The organism is Gordonia sp. NPDC058843 (genome assembly GCF_042743165.1).
In the GTDB taxonomy this organism is placed as follows: domain Bacteria; phylum Actinomycetota; class Actinomycetes; order Mycobacteriales; family Mycobacteriaceae; genus Gordonia.
In genome coordinates, this window is record NZ_JBHYNC010000058.1 from 1 (window position 1) to 24,917 (window position 24,917).

At 67.6% G+C, this 24,917-nt stretch carries 20 protein-coding genes, 1 tRNA gene and 1 pseudogene; 14 read left to right on the forward strand and 8 right to left on the reverse strand.

What is annotated here, in order from left to right:
* The 5 genes and pseudogenes from ACFW3F_RS23490 to ACFW3F_RS23510 all read left to right on the forward strand — a co-directional run.
* Positions 1–1,225: pseudogene (locus tag ACFW3F_RS23490) on the forward strand (Fe-S oxidoreductase); the annotation flags it as partial.
* 159 nt (positions 1,226–1,384) lie between these two features.
* The gene (locus ACFW3F_RS23495; protein ID WP_388061769.1) at positions 1,385–2,638 is read left to right on the forward strand and encodes a pyridoxal phosphate-dependent aminotransferase; all 1,254 of its coding nucleotides are present in this window, start codon (positions 1,385–1,387) and stop codon (positions 2,636–2,638) included.
* A 207-nt stretch (positions 2,639–2,845) separates the two neighbouring features.
* The gene (locus ACFW3F_RS23500) at positions 2,846–4,627 is read left to right on the forward strand and encodes an SDR family oxidoreductase (RefSeq protein WP_388061771.1); all 1,782 of its coding nucleotides are present in this window, start codon (positions 2,846–2,848) and stop codon (positions 4,625–4,627) included.
* A gap of 5 nt (positions 4,628–4,632) precedes the next feature.
* A complete protein-coding gene (locus ACFW3F_RS23505; RefSeq protein WP_388061773.1) occupies positions 4,633–5,547 on the forward strand; it encodes a metal-dependent hydrolase in 915 nt (304 codons plus the stop codon).
* Positions 5,548–5,564: 17 nt separating this feature from the next.
* Positions 5,565–6,689 carry a PDR/VanB family oxidoreductase gene (locus ACFW3F_RS23510; RefSeq protein WP_388061775.1) on the forward strand — a complete coding sequence of 375 codons (1,125 nt, stop codon included), beginning with the start codon at positions 5,565–5,567 and terminating at the stop codon, positions 6,687–6,689.
* Between the two features lie 345 nt (positions 6,690–7,034).
* Here ACFW3F_RS23510 and ACFW3F_RS23515 read toward each other — a convergent pair whose 3' ends face one another.
* Positions 7,035–8,615: a DHA2 family efflux MFS transporter permease subunit gene (locus ACFW3F_RS23515; RefSeq protein WP_388061777.1), complete on the reverse strand. Its 1,581-nt coding sequence runs from the start codon at positions 8,613–8,615 to the stop codon at positions 7,035–7,037.
* A gap of 133 nt (positions 8,616–8,748) precedes the next feature.
* On the opposite strand from ACFW3F_RS23515, the gene ACFW3F_RS23520 reads away from it, so the two are divergent.
* Entirely contained in the window at positions 8,749–9,336 is a 588-nt protein-coding gene (locus ACFW3F_RS23520; RefSeq protein ID WP_388061779.1) for a TetR/AcrR family transcriptional regulator, read from the forward strand.
* A 27-nt stretch (positions 9,337–9,363) separates the two neighbouring features.
* On the opposite strand, the gene ACFW3F_RS23525 is transcribed toward ACFW3F_RS23520, so the two are convergent.
* The 4 genes from ACFW3F_RS23525 to ACFW3F_RS23540 form a co-directional block, all read right to left on the reverse strand.
* Positions 9,364–10,836, reverse strand: coding sequence for a hypothetical protein (locus tag ACFW3F_RS23525; protein WP_388061781.1), 1,473 nt, complete (start codon positions 10,834–10,836; stop codon positions 9,364–9,366).
* Positions 10,837–10,931: 95 nt separating this feature from the next.
* Positions 10,932–12,368 carry a UDP-glucose dehydrogenase family protein gene (locus ACFW3F_RS23530; protein ID WP_388061783.1) on the reverse strand — a complete coding sequence of 479 codons (1,437 nt, stop codon included), beginning with the start codon at positions 12,366–12,368 and terminating at the stop codon, positions 10,932–10,934.
* Positions 12,369–12,487: 119 nt separating this feature from the next.
* A complete protein-coding gene (gene dcd, locus ACFW3F_RS23535; protein WP_388061786.1) occupies positions 12,488–13,060 on the reverse strand; it encodes a dCTP deaminase in 573 nt (190 codons plus the stop codon).
* A 21-nt stretch (positions 13,061–13,081) separates the two neighbouring features.
* Complete coding sequence (locus ACFW3F_RS23540; RefSeq protein WP_388061788.1) at positions 13,082–14,581, reverse strand: DUF222 domain-containing protein; 1,500 nt, start codon at positions 14,579–14,581, stop codon at positions 13,082–13,084.
* Between the two features lie 251 nt (positions 14,582–14,832).
* Between ACFW3F_RS23540 and ACFW3F_RS23545 the strand changes: the two genes are divergently transcribed.
* Together ACFW3F_RS23545 and ACFW3F_RS23550 are read left to right on the forward strand one after the other, a co-directional pair.
* Positions 14,833–14,906, forward strand: a tRNA-Gly gene (locus ACFW3F_RS23545).
* Positions 14,907–15,181: 275 nt separating this feature from the next.
* Positions 15,182–16,690, forward strand: a complete 1,509-nt coding sequence (locus ACFW3F_RS23550) for an amino acid permease (RefSeq protein ID WP_388061790.1) — start codon at positions 15,182–15,184, stop codon at positions 16,688–16,690.
* A 135-nt stretch (positions 16,691–16,825) separates the two neighbouring features.
* Here the strand turns inward: ACFW3F_RS23550 and ACFW3F_RS23555 are convergent, their stop codons facing one another.
* Positions 16,826–17,296 carry an SRPBCC domain-containing protein gene (locus ACFW3F_RS23555; protein WP_388061792.1) on the reverse strand — a complete coding sequence of 157 codons (471 nt, stop codon included), beginning with the start codon at positions 17,294–17,296 and terminating at the stop codon, positions 16,826–16,828.
* Positions 17,297–17,467: 171 nt separating this feature from the next.
* On the opposite strand from ACFW3F_RS23555, the gene ACFW3F_RS23560 reads away from it, so the two are divergent.
* Positions 17,468–17,884, forward strand: coding sequence for a TIGR03668 family PPOX class F420-dependent oxidoreductase (locus ACFW3F_RS23560; protein WP_388061794.1), 417 nt, complete (start codon positions 17,468–17,470; stop codon positions 17,882–17,884).
* 113 nt (positions 17,885–17,997) lie between these two features.
* Entirely contained in the window at positions 17,998–18,711 is a 714-nt protein-coding gene (locus tag ACFW3F_RS23565) for an NADPH-dependent F420 reductase (protein ID WP_388061796.1), read from the forward strand.
* Between the two features lie 37 nt (positions 18,712–18,748).
* Here ACFW3F_RS23565 and ACFW3F_RS23570 read toward each other — a convergent pair whose 3' ends face one another.
* A complete protein-coding gene (locus ACFW3F_RS23570; RefSeq protein ID WP_388061814.1) occupies positions 18,749–19,516 on the reverse strand; it encodes a LysR family transcriptional regulator substrate-binding protein in 768 nt (255 codons plus the stop codon).
* Between the two features lie 41 nt (positions 19,517–19,557).
* On the opposite strand from ACFW3F_RS23570, the gene ACFW3F_RS23575 reads away from it, so the two are divergent.
* Entirely contained in the window at positions 19,558–19,947 is a 390-nt protein-coding gene (locus ACFW3F_RS23575) for a DUF5997 family protein (RefSeq protein WP_388061816.1), read from the forward strand.
* 57 nt (positions 19,948–20,004) lie between these two features.
* On the opposite strand, the gene ACFW3F_RS23580 is transcribed toward ACFW3F_RS23575, so the two are convergent.
* The gene (locus ACFW3F_RS23580; protein ID WP_388061798.1) at positions 20,005–20,613 is read right to left on the reverse strand and encodes a TetR/AcrR family transcriptional regulator; all 609 of its coding nucleotides are present in this window, start codon (positions 20,611–20,613) and stop codon (positions 20,005–20,007) included.
* Between the two features lie 80 nt (positions 20,614–20,693).
* Here ACFW3F_RS23580 and ACFW3F_RS23585 point away from each other — a divergent pair, with 80 nt between their 5' ends.
* The 3 genes from ACFW3F_RS23585 to ACFW3F_RS23595 all read left to right on the forward strand — a co-directional run bounded on the left by ACFW3F_RS23585 (position 20,694) and on the right by ACFW3F_RS23595 (position 24,886).
* Complete coding sequence (locus tag ACFW3F_RS23585) at positions 20,694–21,869, forward strand: DUF418 domain-containing protein (protein WP_388061800.1); 1,176 nt, start codon at positions 20,694–20,696, stop codon at positions 21,867–21,869.
* Positions 21,870–21,966: 97 nt separating this feature from the next.
* Positions 21,967–22,479, forward strand: a complete 513-nt coding sequence (locus ACFW3F_RS23590; protein WP_388061802.1) for a hypothetical protein — start codon at positions 21,967–21,969, stop codon at positions 22,477–22,479.
* Positions 22,480–22,669: 190 nt separating this feature from the next.
* Positions 22,670–24,886: an MMPL family transporter gene (locus ACFW3F_RS23595; RefSeq protein ID WP_388061804.1), complete on the forward strand. Its 2,217-nt coding sequence runs from the start codon at positions 22,670–22,672 to the stop codon at positions 24,884–24,886.
* Positions 24,887–24,917: the final 31 nt, after the last annotated feature.

The following is a 24,917-nucleotide window of genomic DNA, read 5'->3' on the forward strand; positions in this document are numbered from 1 at the left end:
GGGCCTCAAGGGCGGCAAGAAGCCGGGCGCGGCGGCCAAGACCGCGGCACCGGAAGCCCCCGCGGAAGCCCCGGCCGAGAAGAAGCCCGCATCGAAGGGCTTCGGCATGAAGGGCGGCAAGAAGCCCGGCGCCGCAGCCACTTCGGCTGCTCCGTCGACGGAATCGGCTCCCGCCGAGACCGCCGCAGCGGCCGGCACGGAGGCACCCGCCGAAAAGAAGCCCGCATCGAAGGGCTTCGGCATGAAGGGCGGGGCGAAGCGTCCCGGTGCGGCGGGCAAGCCTGCCGGGGGTACGGCCGAGGCGGTGCCGGCCGAGACCGAGTCCTCGGAGGCGGTCAAGCAAGAGGTCGCCGAGGCCGCGACCGAGACCGCACCGGCTGACAAGAAGCCCGCGTCCAAGGGCTTCGGCATGGGCAAGGCCAAGCGTCCGGGCCAGAAGGCCACCAATGCGGCGGCTCCGGCTGCCGGGGTGACCGCTCCCGCCGAGAGCAAGGTCGACGAGAGCGAATCGGCCCCGGATGCCGCACCGACCGTCGACACCGAGTCGGCGACCGCGGATGCCCCTGCCGCAACGGACAAGTCTGTTGCTGCCGCAACAGAAGAGAAGCCGGGCAAGGCCAAGGGCTTCGGCATGTCCGCGGGCAAGAAGCGGCCCGGTGGTATCGGCAAGGCAGCAGCCACACCCGCTGCCGCGGCGGCACCTGCCGAGGCTGCTGCCCCGACACCCGATACGGAGTCCGAGCCAGAGCCGACCCCGGACACCGAGACCGCCGAGGCACCAGCAGCCGAGGTCGCTGAGGCACCGACAGCCGAGACCGCCGAGGCACCGCAGAGCGGTTCGGCCGCCGCGCTGACCGAGGAGAAGCCGGCCAAGGCCAAGGGCTTCGGCATGGCCGCGGGCAAGAAGCGTCCGGGCGGCGCGAGCAAGGCCGCTCCGGCTGCTGCCCCGGCTTCCGATTCGGCAGCCGAACCGGAACAGGCGTCCGAACCGGAACAGGCCCCCGAACCGGAGCAGGCATCGGCACCCGAGGCGTCAGAACCCGAGGCCCCGCAGGCCGAGGAAGCCCCGGCAGACGAGACCCCGACCGACGAAAGCCCGACCGACGAGGCACCAGCGTCGTCGAGCAATGGCTCGTCCGCCGTTCGCACGGTCGCCGAGACCGGGGCGTCGAAGGCCAAGGGCTTCGGCATCGCGGCCGGCAAGAAGCGGCCCGGCCACAAGTAGTCCGCACCATCTGCAGACAGATGTCGCCTCTCGCGTCGAACGACGACGCGGGAGGCGATTTCTGTTCTGCCGAGAGCCGCACGACAGCGGAACATGCCCCGTCCCGCGAGGTCGGGCACTGGCAGAAACGCATTTGCCATCGGCTGCGACAATGTACCCGTGAGTAGGCCCCATGTTTCGCACCTCAACCAGAACCTCAAGCCGCTCGAGCAGTCGCTCAAGCTGCAGAACGTGTGCTACGAGATCCGTGGTCCCGTACACGCGCATGCGCAGCGGCTCGAGGCGGAGGGGCATCGAATCCTCAAGCTGAACATCGGCAACCCTGCGCTGTTCGGGTTCGAGGCCCCCGACGTGATCATGCGCGACATGATCCATGCCCTCCCCTACGCGCAGGGCTACTCCGAATCCGCGGGTGTGCTCTCCGCACGACGCGCCGTGGTGACCCGCTACGAGCTCATCCCGGACTTCCCGTACTTCGACGTCGACGACGTCATCCTGGGCAACGGCGTCTCCGAGCTCATCACCATGACGATGCAGGCCCTGCTCAACGACGGCGACGAGGTCCTGATCCCCGCGCCCGACTATCCGCTGTGGACGGCGATGACCTCGCTGTCCGGCGGGCAGCCCGTGCACTACCGCTGCGACGAGGAGAACGGGTGGAACCCCGACGTCGCCGACATCGCGGCGAAGATCACCGACCGCACCAAGGCGATCGTCATCATCAACCCGAACAACCCGACCGGTGCGGTGTACTCACGCGAGGTCCTCGAACAGCTCGTCGAGCTCGCGCGTCAGCATTCGCTGCTGATCCTCGCCGACGAGATCTACGACAAGATCATCTACGACGACGCCGAGCACGTGAACGTGGCGTCGCTCGCACCGGATCTGTTGTGCCTCACCTTCAACGGACTGTCGAAGGCCTATCGCGTCTGCGGCTACCGCGCCGGATGGGTCGTGTTGACCGGACCGAAGGACCACGCCCGCGGCTTCATCGAGGGCATGGGCATCCTGGCGTCGACGCGTCTGTGCGCCAATGTGCCGGGCCAGCACGCGATCCAGGTGGCACTCGGTGGCTACCAGTCCATCGAGGCCCTCGTCTCCCCCGGCGGACGGCTGTACGAACAGCGCAACGTCACGTGGGAAAAGCTCAACGAGATCCCCGGGGTCAGCTGCGTCAAGCCCAGCGGGGCGTTGTACGCCTTCCCCCGCCTCGATCCCGAGGTGTACGAGATCCACAATGACGAACTGTTCGTCCAGGACCTGCTCCTGCAGGAGAAGATCCTGGTCGTGCAGGGCACCGGATTCAACCTCGACGACCACAACCACTTCCGCATCGTCACCTTGCCGTGGTCGCGCGATCTGAAAGAGGCCGTGGAGCGTATCGGTAACTTCCTGTCGTCGTACCGGCAGTGATTGCGCAGAGTCCTGCGGAAAGTCCCAGTTGAGGGCCCGGTCTGCCGACCGGGCCCTTGCTGTGTCACCAGGGTCTGGACATTTGTGTAACCGTTGGTAACGTGTACCTCCATCGGGTCCGTGATCGAGCGCACAGCGCGCCCGCCGCACGAACCCGCGGCCATGCCGAGGATCGGCGTCGGGGCCATTCACAGCGAGGTGACACACATGTCCGAGACGGCAGTACACCAACCGGCCTGGCGGCGGGGAACCGTCACCAACAACGGGATCCGGCTGGCCACCTATGAACTCGGCGATTCGTCGAAACCCACGGTGCTGCTGGTGCACGGATGGCCAGACACGCACCATCTGTGGACCCACATCGCTCCGCGGCTGGCGGAGAAGTATCACGTGGTCGCCTACGACTGTCGCGGCTTCGGAGACAGCGACCGTCCTCGGCAGGTCGCCGCCTACCGCCTCGACGAGTTGGCCGACGACCTGTACGCGATCGCGGAGTCGGTGAGCCCGGAGGAGTCCGTGCACGTCGTCGCCCACGACTGGGGATCGGTGCAGACGTGGGAGGCGGTCAGCCGCCCGCGCGCACAGGCCCGCATCGCGTCGTTCGTCTCGGTGTCCGGTCCGAACCTCGACCACCTCGGCCAGTTCGTCCGCGATCAGGTCGCCAACCCCACCCCTCGTCATCTGCGGAATGTTCTCGCGCAGACGACGTCGTCGGCGTACACCGGACTCTTCCAACTGCCGGTGCTGCCGAACATCTTGTTGCGCGTCATGGGCAGCCCGACGGTCTGGAAACAGTTCCTGCGCACGGTCGAGGGAACTCCGCCGGAGAACGTCGACGTCGCCGACTCGTTGCGTCGCGACATGGTGACCGGACTGGCCCTGTATCGAGCGAACATCCGCGCCAAACTGCTGCGCCCCAACCCGCGGACCACCGCGGTGCCGGTGCTTCAGGTGGTCAACGAACGCGACATCGCGCTGCGGCCCGCGATCTACGACAACACGGCCACGTACGCGTCGAAACTCTGGCGACGCGACACACCGACCGGCCACTGGCTGCCCTACACCCACCCGGACTACCTCACCGGGTTGATCCTGGATTTCCTTGCCGTGCAGACCAACAGCGGAGAACCGGCACCGGCGATCGAGCGCGCACGCCTGTTCGCCGAACCGAGAGCGCTGGCGGGCAAGCTCGTCGTCATCACCGGTGCCGGCAGCGGGATCGGACGTGAAACGGCGCTCGCACTGGCCGAGCGCGGTTGCGAACTCGTCTTGGCCGACCTCGACCTCGCGGCCGCCGACGAGACCGCCCACGCATGCAAGGTCGCGGGGTCGGCTGCCCACGCGTACCTCCTCGACGTGTCGGACACCGCGGATTTCGCCGCCTTCGCCGTACGCGTCCGTGACGCCCACGGCGTGCCCGACATCGTGGTGAACAACGCCGGAATCGGCTTGGCCGGGGGTGTATTGGACGCCACCGACGAGCAGGTCGACCGCCTGCTCGACGTCAACCTGCGCGGCGTCGTCACCGGCAGTCGCGAATTCGGTCGCCAGATGGTCGAGCGCGGGGTCGGCGGGCACATCGTCAACATCGCGTCGGCCGCGGCGTTCACGCCGTCGCGCAGCCTCGGGCTGTATTCGGCATCGAAGGCAGGCGTGCTGCTGTTCTCGGAGTCACTGCGCGCCGAACTCGCCGAGCACCGCATCGGCGTGAGTGCGATCTGCCCCGGACTCGTCGACACCAACATCGTCTCGTCGACGCCGATCGCCGGCCTCGACGCCGAAACCGAACGGTCTCAACGCGATCGGCTCGATCGGTTCTACCAGCGCCGGGGATTCACGCCGGATCGGGTCGCGAGCGAGATCGTCGCGGCCATCGAGCGCAACAAGGCGGTGGTGCCGGTGACCGTGGAAGCGAAGGTGGGATATCGGATCTACCGCTTCGCTCCATGGCTGTCGCGTATCGGCGCCCGCCAGAAGGTCACGGGGTGAACGTCATGACGCACCCCGACGTACACCTCGACCCTGCTCACACCGACGACTCGTCGGCCGATCCCGGGCCCGTGGAACTGCACGCCCGCAACGTGGCCTTCGACTGGGATGACGTCCCGCTGCACTGGATCCCCGGCCACCCGGTCGCGTCGAACTTCATCAGCGTGCTCAATCTGCTGCTCCCCGAGGGCGAGCGATGGTTCGTCCAGACCTACAACGAGGCGCTGCCGCTGGTCGCCGACGAGGAGCTCGCCTCCCGGATGCGGGGTTTCATCGGCCAGGAGGCGATGCACGCCGAGGCGCACGATCACGTCCTGTGGGAGTTCCTCGATCACCACGGCATCGACCCGCGGCCCTACCAGCTGCAGATGGAATGGATCTTCCGCAAGGTCCTCGGCCCCCTGGAGGGTGGTACCCGGGAGGCCCGCGACAAGCACCTCGTCGAACGCCTCTGGCTCATCGCGGCTTTGGAGCATTACACCGCCATCCTGGGCGACTTCGCGCTCAACAACAGCTGGACACGGCTCGGCGCACACCCCACGATGGCCGATCTCTTCATGTGGCACGGCGCCGAAGAGGTGGAGCACCGCGCCGTGGCACACGATGTCGCCGCCTACTTCGGCGACGGTTACCTCCGCCGCGGCCGCGCGATGTTCGCGGTGTTGCCGATCCTGCTCATCCTCGTCCAGCGGGGATACCGCTTCATCATGAAGCAGGACAAGACGCTGTCCTACAACTACTTCCAGAAGACCTGGCACTACCATCGCGGAGTGCGGGCAGGGGTACTCCCGAAGATGCGGACGATCGTCTTCGCCACCTTCAGCTACTTCCGGCCCGGGTTTCGGCCCGAGGACATCGGTAGCACCGCCCAGGCCGTCGCCTATCTCGCGTCCTCGCCGGCCGCGCGGAACGCAGCGTGATCGACGGCGGAGGAGTAATGAACCAACGCGCGCATCCGCATTCGACGACGCTGACCCAACCACCGCCGCACCTGTACGGCCGCTGGCGCCGCGATCCTCTGCTCACGGTCGGCACCATGGTGTTCCGGGCATGGTGGCCGGTCTGGCGACCGGTGTCACCGCTGCACCGCGGCGCGGTGAGCGACGGGATCACGCAGGTGCGGATCGTCGGCCGCGAGGTCGTCGCGCGAGACGAGAACGTCATCGCGCTCACCCTTGCGGCCGCCGACGGCGGCATGCTGCCGGCGTGGCACGCCGGCGCGCACATCGATCTACTGCTGCCCTCCGGGCGCATGCGGGAGTACTCACTGTGCGGAGACACGGCCGACCGTGCGCATTATCGGATCGCGGTGCGTCGAATCCCCGACGGCGGCGGTGGTTCGGTCGAGGTCCACGATTCGTTGCGGGTCGGCGACGTGTTCTCGATCAAGGGACCGCGCAACGCTTTTCCGTTCGCCGTCCCCGGACACGGCTCACCCGCACGTCGAATCCGATTCGTCGCTGCGGGGATCGGCATCACCCCGATCCTGCCGATGCTGGCCACCGCCGAGCGATTCGGGCTGGACTGGTCGATGATCTACACCGGCCGTACCGCCGAGTCGATCCCGTTCCTCGACGAGGTCGCTGCCTTCGGCGACCGCGTCACCATCCGCACCGACGACGTGCACGGCCTGCCCGGCATGACGGAGCTGGTCGGCCCCGTCGACGATCCCGCCGACCTCGCCGTGTACTGCTGCGGTCCGGTTCCGATGCTGGAGGGACTTCGGCGACATCTCGCAGCGCGGGCCGACATCGAGTTGCACTACGAGCGTTTCAGCCCGCCCCCGGTGGAGAGCGGGACCGACTTCACGGTGACGCTGGCCTCGACCGGTCAGCAGATCCCGGTCGCCGCAGACGAATCGGCACTCGCCGCGATCCGTCGGGTGCTGCCGTCGGTTCCGTATTCATGCCAGCAGGGATTCTGCGGAACATGCAAGGTCAGGACGTTGTCGGGGGACATCGATCACCGCGACAACATCCTGACCGAGCCCGAGCGCGCGGCCGGGACCATACTCACCTGCGTCTCACGCAGTCCAGGAGGGAACCTCACCCTCGACCTCTGAGCTCTACTGCTCCCTGAGGTACGAAGAGCGCAAGCGGCCAACCCTTCTGCTCCCTGAGGTGCGAGGAGCGCAAGCGACCCCCCTTCTGCTCCCTGAGGTGCGAGGAGCGCAAGCGACGAGCCTCGAAGGGCCTGGTGAGACACGTTGCGAGACCCTTCGTGGCTCGCTTCGCTCGCACCTCAGGGAGCATGGATTTCGGACACTCACGAGTGTTCTTTCGTGGTCCACGACGGCCGCCAGGCCGCAGATACCGAGGTGCCGAGGAGCGCAAGTGACCCCCCTTCTGCTCCCTGAGGTGCGAGGAGCGTTAGCGCCCCCCTTCTGCTCCCTGAGGTGCGAGGAGCGTTAGCGACGAGCCACGAAGGGTTCCCCGCCACGGACCTCCTCCGCCGCCACCGCCTCAGCGCTCTGCTGTCCGGAGCCACTGCCGCGCAACAGGAACGCCGCGGCGACGCCCGCGACCGCGGTGATCGCGACCGCAGCCCAGACCGCATTGTGCAATCCGTCCATGAAGACCTGTTGAACCGCTACCCGCACCGCATCCCCGACCGCGCCCGGCAACTGGTCCGCCACCTCGACGCCGGCCATCACGGATTGTTTCGCCGCGTCGACCGCTTGGGTCGGTACACCGTTGCCCGACAACCGATCCCCGACGCCGGCGACATAGGCGGACGTCAGTATCGAACCGAGAACGGCCACGCCGAGTGTCCCGCCGAGCTCCCGCGTCGTGTCGTTGACCGCACTGCCCGCACCGGCCTGCTCCGGACGCAACGCGTCCATGATGAGCTGGGTGCACGGACCCGAGATGAACGCGAGACCCGCCGCCATCAGCGCCATCGACCAGACGATGAGTTCCCAGTAACCCGAGGCGCGCGAGGATATCTCGACGAGTGCGAACCCACCCGACATGAGGAACGCGCCGATCACCGAGACGACCCTGGGCCCGAAACGGTGTGACAGCGCCATCGCGACCGGGGACAGCGCCGCCATGACGATCGCGAACGGCAGCGTGCGTATCCCGGCGGCCAGCGGCCCGTATCCCTTGACCGCTTGGAAGAACTGGGTGATCAGGAAAATGAATCCGAACAGTGCGAAGAAGGCGACGCTGATCATGCCGGCCGCGGTCGCGAAGTGCCTGTTGGCGAAGAGCCGCACATCGAGGATGGGGTGGGCGATCCGCAGTTGCGTCACGACGAAGACGGCCAGGATGGCGAGCGCGGCAACGACTCCGAGGAGCGTGCGCACCTCGGTCCAACCGACGTGGGGCGCCTCGATGAGCGTGAAGGTGAGCAGGCCCAGGCCGGCAACTGACAAGACGACACCGATGGCGTCGAACCGCGGCACCGCCAGCGGTCGAGTTCCGGGAACGACCGACAAGATCATCACCAGGGCCAGGACACCGAACGGGATGTTCACCCAGAACACCGATGTCCACGAGAAGTGTTCGAGTAGCCACCCGCCGAGAACCGGGCCGATGGCGACCGCAACACCTGACACCGCCGCCCAGATCCCCACCGCCATCGCTCGTTCCCGGGCGTCGACGAAGATGGTCGTGATGATCGCCAGTGTGGCCGGGAAGACCAGCGCGGCAAAGACTCCGAGTCCGGCACGACTCGCGATGAGCTGACCGATGTCCTGCGAAGATGCCGCGAGCACCGAGACCAGCATGAATCCAACGATGCCGGTGAGCAGCATCCGGCGATGTCCGAACCGGTCACCGAGGTAGCCGCCGGTCAGCAGCAGGCCGGCGAAGACGAGCGTGTAGGCGTCGACGATCCATTGCAGGCCCGAGATCCCGGCACCGAGGTCGCGGGCGAGCGTCGGGAGGGCGACGTTGACGATCGTGTTGTCGATCATGACGAGTAGTTCGGCGAAGGTGAGGGCGCCGAGAGCCCACCAGCGGGCGTGTGTGGATTCTGTTTGCATCGTGTTTCTCCTGATCAGTGGCCTGCGCGAGGCGCTCCTGCGGGTGACCGGGCAGAGAGTTCGTGGAACATCGTCCTACTGTTGTAGAACGTTGTTCTATTTCAGAAGAACACTGTTCTAGTAGGTTGTCAACATGTCCCCTGCGAAGTCCCGCACCCGCACCTCGGCCGCAGAGGTCCGTTCCGCCCTCCTCAAGGCCGGTCGCACGATCCTCGAGCGCGACGGCGAATCCGGGCTGACGGTTCGCGCCGTGGCCGCGGAGGCGCAGGTGGCCCCGATGGGCGTCTACAACCACTTCGACGGCCGCGACGGCCTCCTGGACGCGCTGGTCACCGATGGTTTCGGAGAGTTCGGTCGAGCCATCGCCGCGACCGACGACGACCCCGTCCTCCGCCTCACGAACTCCGGGCGCGCGTATCGGGAGTTCGCGGTCGCCAACCCGGTGATCTACCGGTTGATGTTCTCCGCGCAGTGCGCGCCGGAGCCCGGCGTGGCGCTGGACGCGTTCGCGGTGCTCGTTGATGTCATCCGGTACGGCCAGGTGGCCGGCGTGATCATGTCCGGGGATCCCGCCGAGCTCGCGATGCAGGCATGGTCGGCCGTCCACGGCGCGGTCGGACTCGAACTCGCGAACACGCACCCACCCCAGATCGACGCATCGGCGAGTTACGAGAAGGTCCTGGCCTTCGTCGCCAGAGGACTCTCCCCGCGCTCGAGCTGACGTTCGGGTCGTCGGGCGGCGCCGACGTCAGGGCAGGACGATCGGCGGCAGACCGGGGATCGGATTCGGGATCGTCACGCCGCGTTGTGGACGCGGGGTCCGCGGACGAGGACGAGGCCGCGGGGCGGACTCGACGGAGGCGGAGGTCTCCGGCGGAGGGGGCGGCGTGTAACGGCGTGCGGGTTGCCGGGCCTCGGCAAGGATTGCGGGGTCGGCGAATTCGGGTTCGGGCGTGGCGGCCGTGCGCTGGGGAGGGGGTGCGGCGACGGCCGGCGTCGACTCATCGTGTGCGACGGCCAGTGCGGTGGCCACTGCCACGACGGCCGCCGCGCACAACAGGGCGACGACGGCGAGAACTCGCTTGCCGCCGCGTCGTCGCCGAGGCGAGCCGACCGCGTGTGGACCGGTCACCGACTCGGCAGACGGCGGCAGCGAGCCGGCGACCAACGAACCGGCCGTCGGATACTCCGATGCGGGAATGACGTTCACGTTCCAGCTACCCGAGAGAGCGGGCCCCGGCGGCGGTTCCTGCGGAGTCAGCGGCGGAGTCGGGCGCGGCGGAGATGCGTGCGGCCCGGTCCGCTCTCGGGCGTATGTCGGGTGCCCGCCGGGACGGCGATCGTCCGTTGGCGGCTCGTCGCGAAGTGGTTGCTCGCCAACACCATACGGGGCAACCGCATGGGGGGTCAGTGCCCCGAACGCGGTCGCCACCATGGGCGGCGACTCGTTGACGGCCTCGAAGATCGGGGTGTCCGAAGGGACAGCGTCGGGCGAGGGGTCGGGCGCCGCCACCTGATCGGCGAGAGACGGTTCCGGTTCGACGATGCGCTCGGGAGGCACCGTCGAGTGAGGTACGTCCGGCTCGGCGTGCCCACCGTTCGATGGAGGCCGGGTCGCATTCCCCGACGGGTCGACGTCGACGACGGGCACGGGTACTGCTCGCGCAACGGCGTCCCGGAGGCCCGGCCAGGCACTCACGCGATCGGTGATGACGACGGCGGCGGCAGCGGCGCCGGACACCGCCGCGCGGGCGAGATCCTCGGCACGAGCGGTGAGCGGGGCACCCGCTTCGGCGACGTCGCGCCGTGCCATGCGGAACAACCGGATGTGGTCGCGGCCCATCAGGAAGGTGCCGTCGGACTCGCGGAGTCGGTCGCGGCCGCGAGCGACGAGGTCGAGGACCTCCTCGTGCCACTCGCGCGAGGTCGGCGCGGCCACGCGCCCGACACGGACGAGATGGTCGGCGATCACCTGATCGAGGGCGCCCAAGGTGAGGCCGGAGTCGGAGTAGGAGTCGGTGACGGTACCGCGAGCCGGGTCCATACGTCCGACCGAGACGCCGGCCTGTGGATCGAGATCGAACAGTACGATCTCCGCGGTCTCCGGGATTCCACGGTCACCCAGTTCGGCGCGCACTGCTTCGGCGACGGCAGCGCTGACCGTGACCTCTGCCTGCGCAGACGTCGGTGTCACGGCCGGATCGGCCACCGTGTCGGTCATGTGGTTGATTCCTGCACCTCACGTGCACCTCGCCGCATTCCCCCACCGGCGAGAAGGTGCCCCCTGGACAGTCGCGAGAATCAACCTAGCACGATCTAGCGGACCGCGGCCCCGGGCGCGAGTCCGTTCACCTGCTCGGACGGACGATTTCGTGGGGCCGGGCGCGTGGGGGCCGGGCCGCCCAGCGCGCGGTAATCCCAGCCGGCATCGCGCCACATCTGTGGGTCGAGGCACCGACGGCCGTCGACGATGCGCCTGGCGCGGACGATGCCCTCGAGTTCCTCGGGCGCCATGTGGACGAACTCCGCCCACTCGGTGGCGATGACGACGACGTCGGCCCGGTCGCACGCGTCTCGCGCCGAGGTGGCGTAGCCGAGACTCGGGTGGACGCGTCGCGAGTTGTCCATGGCCTTCGGATCGAAGACCGTCACCGACGCCCCCTCGAGCGCCAACCGGCTGGCCACGGTCAGGGCGGGCGAGTCGCGGACGTCGTCGCTCTCCGGCTTGAATGCGGCACCCAGCACGGCGATGTTGCGGCCGAGGACCTCACCGCCGAGAGCCTCGAAGACGAGTTCCACTGCGGCACCGCGGCGGCGCATGTTGATGGCGTCGACCTCGCGCAGGAACCCGACGGCCCGCGGCGCGCCCATGTCCTCGGCGCGGGCGGTCAGAGCGCGGATGTCCTTGGGCAGGCAGCCCCCACCGAAACCGAGGCCCGCGTTGAGGAATCGGCGTCCGATGCGCGGGTCGTAGCCGATGGCGTCGGCGAGGGTGTTGATGTCGGCGCCGGCGATCTCGCACAGCTCGCTGATCGCGTTGATGAACGAGATCTTGGTGGCCAGAAATGCATTCGCCGACACCTTGACGAGTTCGGCAGTGGCCCAGTCGGTCTCGATGAGCGGAACCCCGGTCTCGAGGATCTCGCGGTAGATCTCGCGGACGACCTCCCCGGCATTCGACCCGGCACCGGGGTCGGGGGCGGCCCGGTTGATCCCGTCGTCGTCGAGCGATCCGATCCCGAGGACGAGGCGGTCCGGTTCGAGGGTGTCCTCGACGGCGAACCCCTCACGTAGGAATTCCGGACTCCACGACAGCTCGACGTCGGCTCCGGAGTGCGACAACGTCGAGATCCGTTGCGCGAGCTCGGCGCAGGTACCGACCGGCACGGTCGACTTGCCGATGATCAGGTGAGTGCCGCGCAGCGTCGGGATCAGCGCGTCGATCGCGGAGTACACGTGCGAGAGGTCGGCTCGGTGCCCGCGGGGTTCCTGCGGCGTCCCGACGCCGAGGAAGTGGACGGAAGCGTGGTCGGCGGCCGCAAGGTGGTCGGTGGTGAAGCGGAGCCGCCCGGCGTCGATGTTGCGGCGCAGGATGTCGGAGAGGCCGGGCTCGAAGAACGGGACCTCCCCCGCCTGTAGCCGTTCGATCTTGTACGGGTCGACGTCGATGCCGACGACGTCGTGCCCGAGTTCGGCCATACAGGCCGCGTGTGTGGCACCGAGGTAGCCGCATCCGATCACCGTGAGCTTCATGAACGCAACGGTTACCCAGCCGGGACTGCCGGTAACCATCGTCGCCGTGGCGGGCGGTGATCCGCTGGGTGAACTTCCGGAGGTGCACCCACCCGCCGGTTGAGCCGGGCCGGAATCTCTCAGTCGTGCTTGACGAAGTTCAGGTACGCCTTCGACGGGGTGGGACCGCGTTGTCCCTGGTACTTCGATCCCACCGACGCGCTGCCGTACGGTTCCTCGGCCGGACTGCTGAGCCGGATGAGGCAGAGCTGTCCGATCTTCATCCCGGGCCAGAGGGTGATCGGCAGGTTGGCCACGTTGGAGAGTTCGAGGGTGATGTGGCCGGAGAAGCCGGGGTCGATGAACCCCGCCGTCGAATGCGTCAAGAGGCCAAGACGGCCGAGCGACGACTTCCCCTCCAGCCGGCCGGCGAGGTCGTCGGGAAGTGAGCACACCTCGAGCGTGGACCCCAGCACGAATTCGCCCGGGTGCAGCACGAAGGGCTCACCGTCGGCCGGTTCGACCAGCGAGGTGAGTTCGTCTTGGCGCTGCGCGGGATCGATGTGGGTGTAGCGGGTGTTGTTGAACACCCGGAACAGGCCGTCGAGTCGGACGTCGACGCTGGAGGGTTGGACGAGGGCAGGATCGAACGGATCGATGGCGAGGCGCCCGTCAGCGATCTCGGCGCGGATGTCGCGGTCGGAGAGCAGCACGGTGTCGAGGTTATCGAATGCTCAGGGCGGATCTGCGCCGGTGTCGGTCGGGGTCGGCCTTCCACCGCTCTCCGGCACCGCGGTTCTGCGCTGCCGGACGTCGGCGCGCATCCGGTCGAGGATCGCGTCCGTGCGATGGGCGTGGTTGATTCGCGGCGTCGACGAGGGGTGCGAGCGGGGTGCGTGCCAGACGGCCCGCCCGGCGTCGACCCCCTCGGTCGCGATGGTGGTGGCCCACTGGTCCACGCCGGTGCCGACCGCCCGGTTGTGGGGTCCGCAGGCGGTGGCCAGGTTGTCCAGATCGGTGTGACCACCGTCGGCATGCCATTCGGCGACGTGGTGGAGTTCGCAGTCGAACGAGGCACGTGTGCAGCCGGGGTGGGTGCATCCGCCGTCGCGGGCGACGGCGGCGAAACGTTGTGCGCGGGATGCACACCGCCGGGACCGCCCCAGGTAGAGGACCTCACTGGTGTGGTCGCGGAACACGGCGAGGTGGTGCTGCGCTTCGGCGGCGAGCTCGACCACATCTTTGATGGGCAGCAGCGTTCCTGTCGCGGTGCGTGCGGGGTCGCCGGCCGCTTCGCGGAGCGAAGACTCGGAGATCGTCATGATGAGGTGCGGCGGCAGTCCATGGTGCGAGCCGCCGAGGGCGCCGCCGTCGAGCACGAACCGCAGTATGGCGCGGAGCGCGTCGTGATTGCGCTTCTCGGCCGAACGCTCGTCGCGCTCGGCGGCCGCGGCCAGTGCGTCGGGGTGCGCGTCGGCAGGGCTCCCGGTGGGCGAATGCGGATCTGCGGGATTGTTCATCCCGGGCGCGGCCCAGACCGACAGGACGACGTCCAACATGGCGCGCGTCGTCGGGTCGAGGGTGGCGGTCAGCCGGGACATGAGTTGGGCGTCCTGCGGGCCGAGTTTCAGTCCGCGGTTGCGGGCGCGGTCCCGGTCGTCGGTGATGGTTCCGTCGGGGTCGAGGTGGGCGAGGATGCGAGCACCGAGGTCCCGGAGCGACGACGGGTCGTACTCACGCGCGTAGTGCGCGAGGGTTGCCTCGGCTGCTTGCCTCTCGGCGGGGTCGACATCGGCGGGGATCTTGCGCATCACCTCGATCACGACGTCGACGTGTCGTCCCGAGATCTCGCCGTCGGCAACACCTTTGGCGGTCTCCGGGAAGCGCGCCTCCAGCGGGACACCCTGCATGTCCGGGAACTTTCCCAGTGCCCACACGCGGTTCATCAAGCGGTTGGCCTCGCCGCGCCGATTCAGCACGTGACACAGGAAGTTGGAGACGGTCTGGCAACCCATCTTCCGGTACGCCCATCGCTCGTCGATGTCGACGATATGGTCGGTGAACACCGACAGCATCCGCCGTTCGGCACGCTCGTGCTCGATCGCGACCTGCAGCAGATCGGTCTCGGAGCAGTCCGTGGACGACGTCTCGGCGATCTCGTCCAGCAGCGCATGTAGACGCTCGTACTGGTCGAGCAGGAGTGGTTGTGGTGCAGATGGCTCAATCGAAGCCATGATTTGATCCCCTGTCATCATGGCTTGACTCGAAACTATGTTCGAGACTACCGGGCGATTGCCCAGCGCGCAACCCCTTCGGTCGAGTTGCTCTGCGTCGCAACCGGTTCGCGTCCGCCGGCCGCCGCCCACCGCCGTCAGATGTAGCCGATAGTTGCGCTGGACGCCACGATTCGCGACATCTGCACGTGCCGACGACCTGCCCGGCCACGGGTTTGCTAGGCTGTCGATCGCGAGTCGAGCACTCGCACGCCGATGTAGTTCAATGGCAGAACATCAGCTTCCCAAGCTGAATACGCGGGTTCGATTCCCGTCATCGGCTCCACCAGCACCGCGGATAGTGCGGTTTTGTACCTCTCTCCTCCGCCTTCCCGGCAACCCCACCCCGCACGGGAGTGCATGCCGCCCAGCCACGTGTCCGCTGTCGAGATCCCAAGCGACGAGCACGGCGCGCTCCCGGGGGATCGGTGGAACGGGCTCGCCGAACGTCGCGGCCGGCGCGTGCAGTCGGAAACCCCCAGGCCTCGATGACCTCCGGTGGCGAACGCCACCACAGCGCAACGCCCGGCCGACAGGCCGACCGGCCGTTAGACTCTGCCGATGTCCAGTCCTCTGGGGATCACCCCCGACGAATCTCTGCGCAAGGGACTTCAGAGCCGTCACATCAGCATGCTCGCGCTCGGCGGCGCCATCGGCACCGGCTTGTTCGTCGCCTCCGGCGCCACCATCTCCGACGCGGGCCCGGGTGGCGCCATCCTGGCGTACCTGCTGATGGGTTGCATGGTCTTCTTCCTCATGCAGAGCCTCGGCGAGATGTCGGCATACATCCCGTGCAGCAACCCGTTCGAGGAATACGGCAGACGCTTCGTGAGCAAGTCCTTCGGTTTCGCGGCGGGGTGGAACTACTGGCTCAACTGGTCGGTCACCCTGGCCGCCGAGTTGGTGGCCGCCGGGTTGATCATGAAGTACTGGGCGCCCGACGTGCCGTCGTGGATCTGGTCGGTCGTGTTCCTGGCGGGTCTGCTCGCGCTGAACCTGTTCGCGGTCAAGGCATTCGGCGAGACCGAGTTCTGGTTCGCGGCGATCAAGGTGATCGCGGTGGTCGTCTTCCTCATCGTCGGCGTGCTGTTGATTCTCGGTGTCGTCGGCGACCGCCCGTCGCCGGGGTTCAGCAACTGGACGATCGACGACGCTCCGTTCGTGGACTTCCCGCTCGGCATGCTGTCGGTCTTCCTCATCGCCGGCTTCGCATTCCAGGGCACCGAGATGATCGCGGTCGCCGCCGGCGAGGCAGTCGAACCGAAGACCGCGATTCCGCGCGCTGTGCGCACCGTTTTCGTGCGCATTCTGTTGTTCTACATCGGCACCCTGACCATCATCGCGTTCCTGATCCCGTACACCGATCCCAATCTGCTGAATGCATCCGAGGAGAACATCGCGATCGCCCCGTTCACCCTGGTGTTCTCCGACGCGGGGATCGCGGTGGCGGCATCGATCATGAACGCCGTGATCCTGATCGCGATCCTGTCGGCGGGCAACGCAAGCCTGTTCGCGGCAACCCGCGCGTTGTACGGCCTGTCGGTTCAGGGCAACGCGCCACGTGTGTTCTCCTGGGTCACGCGATCAGGTGTGCCACTCCTCGCCGTGGCCGCGACGACGGCCATCGGTGCCCTCTGCTTCCTGGCGAGTCGGGTGGGCGACGGTCGCGCTTACGTCTGGCTCGTCACCGCCTCATCGGTGGCCGGCTTCATCACCTGGATGGGTATCGCCTGGGCTCACTATCGGTTCCGTCGGGCGTGGCAGGCGCAAGGTCTGGACCTCGGCGTACTCCCGTACAAGGCGTGGCTCTATCCGGCCGGCCCGATCATCGCGTTGCTCATGAGTGTCGCAGTCATCGCCGGACAGAATCTCCCGGCGATCCGCGACGGATCCGCAGGAAATCTCGAACTGTGGCTCACCGCCTACGGCGCACTGTTCGTGTTCCTCGCGCTGTGGTGGGGCCACAAGGTGATCACGCGCAGTCCGACCGTGGACCTACTCACCGCCGATCTGTCACCCACATCAGCCGCGTCGGCACATCGCGACCCGGATCCAGACCTCGTCGGCTGACCGGACGCCGACCCGGACAGCCTGATCACGGAGATCGTCGTGCGTTTGTCCGGCGCGAGCACCTAGGCCGCCTCGAGGCCGATCCCGTTCGAAGCGTCGGTGCCCGTGCCCACTGCTCTCTGATGACCTCGGCGATCAGCCGACAAGCTCGGCGATGTGGTTCAACGAGTTACGCAGATGGTCGTGGGCAAACGGCGGGAACTGGATGTACTCGCGGATGTGGGTGGGTACGGCCGACCAGTCGTAGGTCAAGGTGAGCTCGGTGGACGACTCCCCCACCGGCGCCAGGTCGTACCGCCATGTCCAGCCGCCGAACTCGAGCTCCCCCGAGTCGTTGCGCTGCCCTGGTTGCCACGCTATCGCCGACAGCGGTTCGATCACCTCGATCCGGTTCTCCATCAGGTAGTCACCGTCCGGATGGTTCGGGTGGTACATGTTCATCCGGAAGACCTGGCCCACTTCCCGCAGCGGTGTCGTGTCGACTGCGCCCCGGACCCAGCCGGTGCCGTCGATGGCCTGGTGGGTGCGGGGGTCGGCGAGCGTCGCGAACACCTCGTCGGGCGTGGCGGAGATCGTGAGGCTGACGGCAACGTTGTCGTGAGTCATGCTGCTGACCCTTTCTGGTCGGATTCCCCGGATCGGGGCGTGTACACAGAGGTGGACCCGAACCGGTGCCCGCGCTCATCGGTCACCTCGAGCATCTTCTCCCGGCAGGCGCGGCGTTCCGGACTCTTCCGGCGCCCGACTCGGCACGCGAGCGCATGTCATCCTCGGGAGATGGACCTGCGCCTGACTCGCGAACGTTTCGCCGCCGCCCGGTCGGTCACGCTCGCCACCGTGTCACCCTGCAACACACCGCACCTGGTCCCCGTCGTATGCGCAATCGATGACGACGTCATCTACACGTGCGTTGATCACAAGCCGAAACGAACCACCGCACTACGTCGTCTCGCCAACATCGCGGACAATCCCGCGGTGTCGCTCTTGGCTGACCTGTACTCCGACAACTGGGATGAACTCTGGTGGGTGCGGGTCGACGGCCGGGCACACGTCGTCGACGCCGGTGAACCCCTCGGCAGTCACGGCATCGACGCGCTGGCCGCGAAGTATCCGCAGTATCGACTCCGACGGCCCGATGGACCGGTGATCGTCGTGGAGTCTCTGACGTGGCACGGGTGGTCGGCCACCTCATAGGTACGACGGCCGGGCTGCGGTTCGGACTCTGCATCGCGTACTGAGCTGCAATCACCAACTCGACAAGGACGGAGGCGCTCGTCACCCTTCATCGAGCCCGGGAATGACGCGGCATGGGTCCTCGTTGCGCGAATGGTCAACAACGTCGTCGAACAAGAGGTGCAGTTGTGAAGATCGGGATCATCGGTGCGGGATTCATCGGCGGGACGCTCACGCGTCGCCTGACCTCGTTGGGACATGAGGTGCAGGTGGCGAACTCGCGCGACCCGGAGACGCTGGCCGAACTGGCCTCCGAGACCGGCGCCACGGCGGTGTGGGCCGCCGACGCCGCGCAGGATGCCGACCTGGTGATCGTCAGCATCCCCCAGAAGAACACCCCCGACCTCGCGCCGGGCATCCTCGACTCACGCAAGGCCGGCGCGCCGGTGATCGAGACGAACAACTACTACCCGCAGCAGCGTGACGGGAAGATCGAGGCGATCGAGGACGGCACACCGGAGAGCGTCTGGGTGTCGGAGCTGCTCGGCGTACCGGTCTACAAGGTGTTCAACGGCATCTACTGGAAGCACCTGCTGAACAAGGGTGTGCCCGCGGGCACCGAGGGACGGATCGCACTGCCGATCGCCGGCGACGAGTCAGCCGGCAAGGAGATCGTGTTCCGGGTCGTCGACGAGCTCGGTTTCGACCCGGTCGACGCCGGGCCGCTCGCCGAGTCGTGGCGTCAGCAGCCGGGAACCCCGGTGTACGGCAAGGACTTCGGCGTCGACGACACGCTCAAGGCCCTCGCCGAGGCATCGCCCGAGCGCACCCCGGAATGGCGCGCCTGACGAACTCGCACCAGGGGCGGCACGCCGGCGTCACGCCTCACCGACGCTTCGGACGTCCGGGCCCACGACGCGCACTCTTGCCGGGGGTCTTCCCGGCGGCTTCGCGTGCCGCCCTCTTGGCCGCCGCCTTCTCCTTGGCCGACCGCTTGGGGACCTCGTCGGCGCGACCACGCGACGACGTCGCCTTGCGACCGCGCACGATGCCGATGAACTCGTCCGCGAAATCCGTTGTCGGAGCGGGCCAGAGCAGTCCGACGACCCCCTTCGGGGCGTCCGTCACCGGCCGGTGGACGAGGTCCTTGCGGTGGTGCAGACGCGCCAGTGACTGGGGTACGAGCAACACGCCGACGCCGGCGGCCACGAGTTCGATTGCGTCGCCGGTGGTCTCGGGCCGATGTTCCACCGCCACGCCGGGACGCTCTGCCACAGCCAGCGGCTCGTCCAGCGGCCAGAGCAACTGTTCGTCGGCGAGGTCGGCCAGCGTCATCTCCTCACCCGCGGTCAGGACGTGCTCCTTCGGCACGACGACGACGGTGCTCTCCTCGTACAGTTCGATCGTGTGATGCTGCAGCGCATCGCCGTAGCGGAGCGCATCGGGCAGCCGGGTGATGGCCATCTGGACGCGCCGCCCGCCGACGGCATCGGCACAGTCCGCGACATCGAGGGCGACGAGTTCGAGCGGCACATCGGGGCGTCGTTCCGCCCAGATCCTGACCCACTTGCTCGGAGTGACCCCCGGGACGTACGCCAGCCGGAAAACCGGGGCCTTGTCGGCTGCGTGAACGTCGGGTGTGGTCACGCCCAGAGGCTACCGCCCGATACCCTCGTCGAATGAGCTCGCAGTCGATGAAGCCGGCCACCGCCGCCAAGAAGCTGGACGTGTACCTCCCGGCCACTCCTGCGGAGTTCCAGCAGGGGCCGATCACCCGGGCCGAACTCGCCGCCCTCCAGACCGACCCGCCGGAGTGGCTCCGCACACTTCGCGCCGATGGTCCCCACCCCAAGAACCTCGTCGCCGCCAGACTCGGGATCTCCAACTCGGGCCTCGTCCGCGGCGGCATCACCGAGGCACTCACGACAGCGCAGATCGACGATCTCCTCGCCGAGATGCCGGACTGGCTCGCAGCCGAACGCGCCACCCAGATCGAGGTCCGACGCGAAGAGCGTCGCGTCAAATCCCTCCACGCCGACAAGCGGCGCGATCGCGAAGCAGCCGACGCGGACCCGGAGGCCTAGCTCGAGGCGGTCAGTTGCGCACCAGCACAACCATTCCCGCCGACAACGGAGCGCGCATCACTGGGCCACAGATCCGGACTCGAGCCGCAACCCCGTCAGGTGGTCGCCGAGCACGCGCCTGACCCGAGCAGGCGAATCGGTGTCGGCCAGGAGCAGGTGCATCGCCAGGCCGTCGACGAGGGCGTGCAGCGCGATCGCCTCGGAGTCCAGGTCGCGGCCCGCTCCGAGCAACCCGTGCTCGTCGAAGACGGTCAGGACCATCCGGCAGAGCGAGCGCAGCCCCTCGTGGGCCTCGCGCGCGGCCCCGGCGAGTCGGGGATGCGCCACGGACTCGGTCACCATCGCGAGGTTGACGTGCATCTCGACGCGCCGCTCGTCGTCGAGCGGTAGAACCTCCGACAACACGGCCTCGGCCCAGCGCAGGGGATTCCGGATCCGCTGGTGGCGGCCGAGCCGATTTCCGGCACGCTCGTAGACCAGTCGCATCGAGAACTCGAGGAGTTCCTCCTTGTCCGCGAAGACGTGCCGGAGCGAGCCCACCGAGATGTTCGCCTCCGCCGCCACCTCGCGGACCGACACGCCGGAAACCCCTTCACGCAGCACGATCCGCCACAGGGCCTCGGCTATCTCGGAGCGTCGCTCGTCCCGGTCGATCAACTTGGGCATTGACTCATGCTAGTACACCCGTGCTACCTTGGCCTCCAGTTTTGATAGCACAGTTGTGTCAGCAAAAGAACGGAGACACGATGTCGACCCGACACGTGGCGCTCGACGTCCTGCGCGGCATCGCGATCCTGGGCACCATCGCCACCAACATCTGGATCTTCACCAACCCCGATGGGCTCATCGGCTACATCCAGGGCACACACCGGGCCACCGGCTCCTGGGCGGTGGTCGAGGACCTGCTGCAGCAACTCGCCCAGGGCAAGTTCCTGGGCCTGCTCACGATCATGTTCGGAATCGGGCTGGCCATTCAGCAGCGATCGGCACGTCGACGGGGCCGGCCCTGGCCCGGTCGGTACTACTGGCGGGCCGCGCTGCTGTTCGTCGACGGCGTGATCAACTACTTCCTCTTCACCGAGTTCGACATCCTCATGGGATACGCGGTCACCGGGCTCATCGTCGCCTACCTGCTGTCGATGCGGCTTCGACGCCAGTACGTCGCCATCGCGGTGGCCGCGTCGACCCACGTGGTGCTGCTGGGCCTGGTGACCTGGGTCCTTCTCGCCGCCCCGGCCCGCTCGGGTTCCGCCTCCGAACTGTCCCCGAATCCCTACGCGGACGGCAGTTTCGTCGATCTCATCGCGTTCCGCGCCGAGAACCTGCTGATGTTCCGCGCCGAGGTCGTCTTCATCCTGCCGATGTCGATCGCACTGTTCCTCGTCGGCGCCACCCTGCTGCGCGCCGGTGTTCTCGAGCCGCGCGGTGCGCGGCTGCGCCGAGGACTGATGGTCGCCGGGCTGGGAGTGGCACTACCCCTCGACCTCGCCGTCGGGCAGGCCGGCGGGGATGCCGGACTCGTCGTCGCGCGATACGGCCTGGCGCCGGTCGTCGCACTGGGGTTGCTCGCCTGGGTCGCCGGCTACTACGCCGACGGCCACACACCCGGACGATGGGGCCGTGCGCTGACACCGATCGGACGAATGGCGTTGTCCTGCTATGTACTTCAGAACGCCATCGCGGGAGCCGTCTGCTACGGCTGGGGCGCAGGCCTCGCATCGGAGCTCGACGGGACGACGCTGGTCCCGGCAACGGTGACTCTGTATCTCGCCATCTCCGCGGTGCTCATGGTGTTCGCTCGATTCTGGTTGCGCCACTTCGAACGCGGCCCCCTCGAGTGGTTGTGGCACCGCGGCTATGACCGCATCACCGCCTCCGCCGGCCGGCGGGTGCCGCCCGATCGGGCCGACGCCCCACGGTGACGCCGCCGGCCCGCTGTTCCAGGGCGATGTCCCGGGAGGTTAGGCATTCCCGACGCTGGGTACACAGCGCGAACCATCATCGACCGAGGAGTGAGTCGTGGACACCGCAATCTGGATCATCATCGCAGTCGTCGTCGTGATCGTCGTGCTTGCGCTCGTATTGCTGCTGCTACGTCAGCGGAGCGCGCGTCGACGGGTGCAGGCCGAGGAAATCCGGCAGAACGCCGCCCAGCAGGTCTCGACCGTCCGTCACCGTGAGGCCGTCGCCGAGGAGGCCGACGCCCGGGCACGCCAGGTCAAGGCGGAAGCAGACGCGAAGGCAGCGGAGGCCAAGCGCCTCCAGGAGCAGGCCCGCCATCATCAGGGACATGCGGCGGAGTCGCGGCAGGAAGTCGAGAGCGAATTCGCTCGCGCAGATCGACTGGACCCCGACGTCCGACGGAACGCCGGCCGACGTGATGACGACGGTCGACGTGATGACGACGGTCGCGGCGCCGACGGCCGGGACGACCCGAACAGCGCCGGCCGGCAGTCCGGCAACCCGATCGATCCCAGTCAACACCGCGACGCCGATCCCCGCGGACACCAGTCGCCGCCGAACGCCCGCTGAGACGAGCCTTGCCGCGGCTGATCGCGGCGAAGAAGCCGCGGTGCCATCCGGCTCACACCGACGCGGTGGTGTGACCGACCAGTTCGGTGAAAGTGGTACTCAGTACCGAGTGTGAGTGGCTACCATTTTGTGCATCACCTGCCGCGCCCGTCGGGGGCCGGTCCACGAAGCACCGGAAGGTTTCCAGGCCATGGCGTCGTACTTGTTCGCACTCGGGAGGTTCTCCTTCCGGCACAAATGGGCGGTGATCGCGGCCTGGCTGGTCGCGTTGATCGCGGTCGCCGCCCTCGTCGGCACCCTGCAGCCGAAGTTCGCGAAGGACTTCAGCCTGCCCGGAACCGACTCCGGCATCGCCACCGAACAGGTCCAGGACTATTTCCCGCAGGTGATGGCACAGCAGGAGCGTGCCTCGACCAGCATCCTCGTCGCGGCGGAGGACGGCCTGCAGAACCACGCGGCCCAATTGCAGGCTCTCGCCGACGATCTCCGCACCCTGCCCGAGGTCATCGAACCGCAGACCGTGGTGAGTCCGCTGGTCGTCGCGGCGGCCCAACCGGCACTCGCCCCATCGGTCGTCGGCGACAACGGCCGGGTCGGGCTGATCCAGGTCCGCCAGAACATCGAGATGCTCGACCTCACTCTCGAGAACAAGGACGAACTGCTCAAGATCCTCGAGGAGAACAACCGAGACGGCCTGCAGGTGGAGGCCACCGGGTCACTCATGCAGGTGATGGAACCGGGCGGGGCCGCCGAATTGATCGGCTTCGCAGTCGCTTTCGTCGTCATGATCGTGGCGTTCGGCGCGTTGATCGCCGCGTTCATCCCACTCGTGACCGCCATTGTCGGCGTCTCGATCACGATCATGTTGCTGAACCTGTCGGCCGAGGTCCTCTCGATCAACGAGTCCGCGACGGCCATCGTCACGATGCTCGGCATCGCGGTGTCCATCGACTACGCACTGTTCATCGTGTCTCGCTATCGAGCCGAACTACGTCGAGGCGGGGCGCCCGAGGACGCGGCGGGCCGCGCGGTCGGCACCGCGGGATCCGCGGTGGTGTTCGCCGGCCTGACGGTCATCATCGCGGTCGTCGCGCTCGTCGTGATCGGCATCCCGATCATCACGCAGATGGGCGCCGGCGCAGGCGTCGCGGTCCTGATCGCCGTCCTCGCCGCGCTGACGCTGATCCCCGCGATCCTCGGCGCCTTCGGGCGATTCGCATTCGTGCCGAAGATCCCGTGGATCAAGCACGCCGAGGAATCGGACTCGAGTGACACCCTCGGTACCCGGGTGGGCCGCACGGTCGTGAAGTGGCCGATCCCGTTCATCGTCCTCGGCCTCCTCGCACTCGCCGGCGCGGCGATCCCGGCCACCAAGCTCGAACTCGGGCTGTCGCTGACCAGCGAGGCAGAGGCGCCTGCACAGGAATTGCTGAGCCGCGGATTCGGCGAGGGCATCAACGGCCCGCTGCTCGTCGTCGTCCACGACGACGACGGCCAGATCAAGGTCGCCGCCGATGAGACCATCCGCCACATCGCCGGTCTCGACGACGTCGCCAACGCGGCGGGCCTGACCTGGACGGGCAACGAGGGGGAGCAGAACGGCAACACCGCGCTCATCATGGTGACCCCGGAGAGTTCGCCGTCGTCGCAGGCCACGCATGATCTGATGGAACAGATCCGCGCGTTCGCACCCACCGTCGAAGACCGTGGTGCCGAGCTGCACGTCGGCGGTCAGACCGCCATCATGTCGGACCTGTCGCAGAAGCTCGACGACGCGCTCATCCCCTATCTGGTCGTCGTCGTCGGCCTCGCGTTCCTGATCATGATCGGCGTGTTCCGCTCGCTGTGGGTCCCGCTCGTCGGCACCCTCGGATTCATCTTCTCCGTGCTCGCGACCTTCGGCATCACCGTCGCGATCTTCCAGGAGGGGTGGCTCGGACTCATCTCGCAGCCCCAGCCGATCATCTCCTTCCTGCCGATCTTCCTGATCGGCGTGGTGTTCGGACTCGCGATGGACTACCAGGTGTTCCTGGTGACACGCATGCGCGAGGAGTACATCCACGGCATGACGGCCAAGGAGGCGATCGTGGCCGGCTATCGGCACGGCGCGCGAGTGGTGACCTCCGCGGCGATCATCATGATCAGCGTCTTCGCGGCGTTCATGCTCTCCCCGGAGACGACCGCCAAGATGATGGGATTCGCACTGGCCGCCGCAGTCTTCTTCGACGCCTTTGTGATCCGCATGCTCGTCGTACCCGCGGTGATCGCACTGCTCGGCGACCGCGCCTGGCGACTGCCGCGATGGCTCGACCGCGCTGTGATCAACTTCGACATCGAGGGCGAAGCAGTCCGCCATCGCGGACTGGAGGAGCCCGACGACACCAGGACCCCCGTCCCGGCGAATTGATCGACCGCACAGTCCTTCCACGATGAGTGAG

Bases quoted from the DNA above. Each gene is read 5' to 3' on its own strand.
- ACFW3F_RS23515 (WP_388061777.1), bottom strand. From the start codon at position 8,615: ATGCAAACAGAATCCACACACGCCCGCTGGTGGGCTCTCGGCGCCCTC.
- ACFW3F_RS23550 (WP_388061790.1), top strand. From the start codon at position 15,182: ATGTCCAGTCCTCTGGGGATCACCCCCGACGAATCTCTGCGCAAGGGA.
- ACFW3F_RS23575 (WP_388061816.1), top strand. From the start codon at position 19,558: ATGAAGCCGGCCACCGCCGCCAAGAAGCTGGACGTGTACCTCCCGGCC.
- ACFW3F_RS23530 (WP_388061783.1), bottom strand. From the start codon at position 12,368: ATGAAGCTCACGGTGATCGGATGCGGCTACCTCGGTGCCACACACGCG.
- ACFW3F_RS23560 (WP_388061794.1), top strand. From the start codon at position 17,468: ATGGACCTGCGCCTGACTCGCGAACGTTTCGCCGCCGCCCGGTCGGTC.
- ACFW3F_RS23595 (WP_388061804.1), top strand. From the start codon at position 22,670: ATGGCGTCGTACTTGTTCGCACTCGGGAGGTTCTCCTTCCGGCACAAA.
- ACFW3F_RS23505 (WP_388061773.1), top strand. From the start codon at position 4,633: ATGACGCACCCCGACGTACACCTCGACCCTGCTCACACCGACGACTCG.
- ACFW3F_RS23540 (WP_388061788.1), bottom strand. From the start codon at position 14,581: ATGGCTTCGATTGAGCCATCTGCACCACAACCACTCCTGCTCGACCAG.
- ACFW3F_RS23525 (WP_388061781.1), bottom strand. From the start codon at position 10,836: ATGACCGACACGGTGGCCGATCCGGCCGTGACACCGACGTCTGCGCAG.
- ACFW3F_RS23555 (WP_388061792.1), bottom strand. From the start codon at position 17,296: ATGACTCACGACAACGTTGCCGTCAGCCTCACGATCTCCGCCACGCCC.
- ACFW3F_RS23510 (WP_388061775.1), top strand. From the start codon at position 5,565: ATGAACCAACGCGCGCATCCGCATTCGACGACGCTGACCCAACCACCG.
- ACFW3F_RS23520 (WP_388061779.1), top strand. From the start codon at position 8,749: ATGTCCCCTGCGAAGTCCCGCACCCGCACCTCGGCCGCAGAGGTCCGT.
- ACFW3F_RS23565 (WP_388061796.1), top strand. From the start codon at position 17,998: ATGGGTCCTCGTTGCGCGAATGGTCAACAACGTCGTCGAACAAGAGGT.
- ACFW3F_RS23500 (WP_388061771.1), top strand. From the start codon at position 2,846: ATGTCCGAGACGGCAGTACACCAACCGGCCTGGCGGCGGGGAACCGTC.
- ACFW3F_RS23580 (WP_388061798.1), bottom strand. From the start codon at position 20,613: ATGCCCAAGTTGATCGACCGGGACGAGCGACGCTCCGAGATAGCCGAG.
- ACFW3F_RS23585 (WP_388061800.1), top strand. From the start codon at position 20,694: ATGTCGACCCGACACGTGGCGCTCGACGTCCTGCGCGGCATCGCGATC.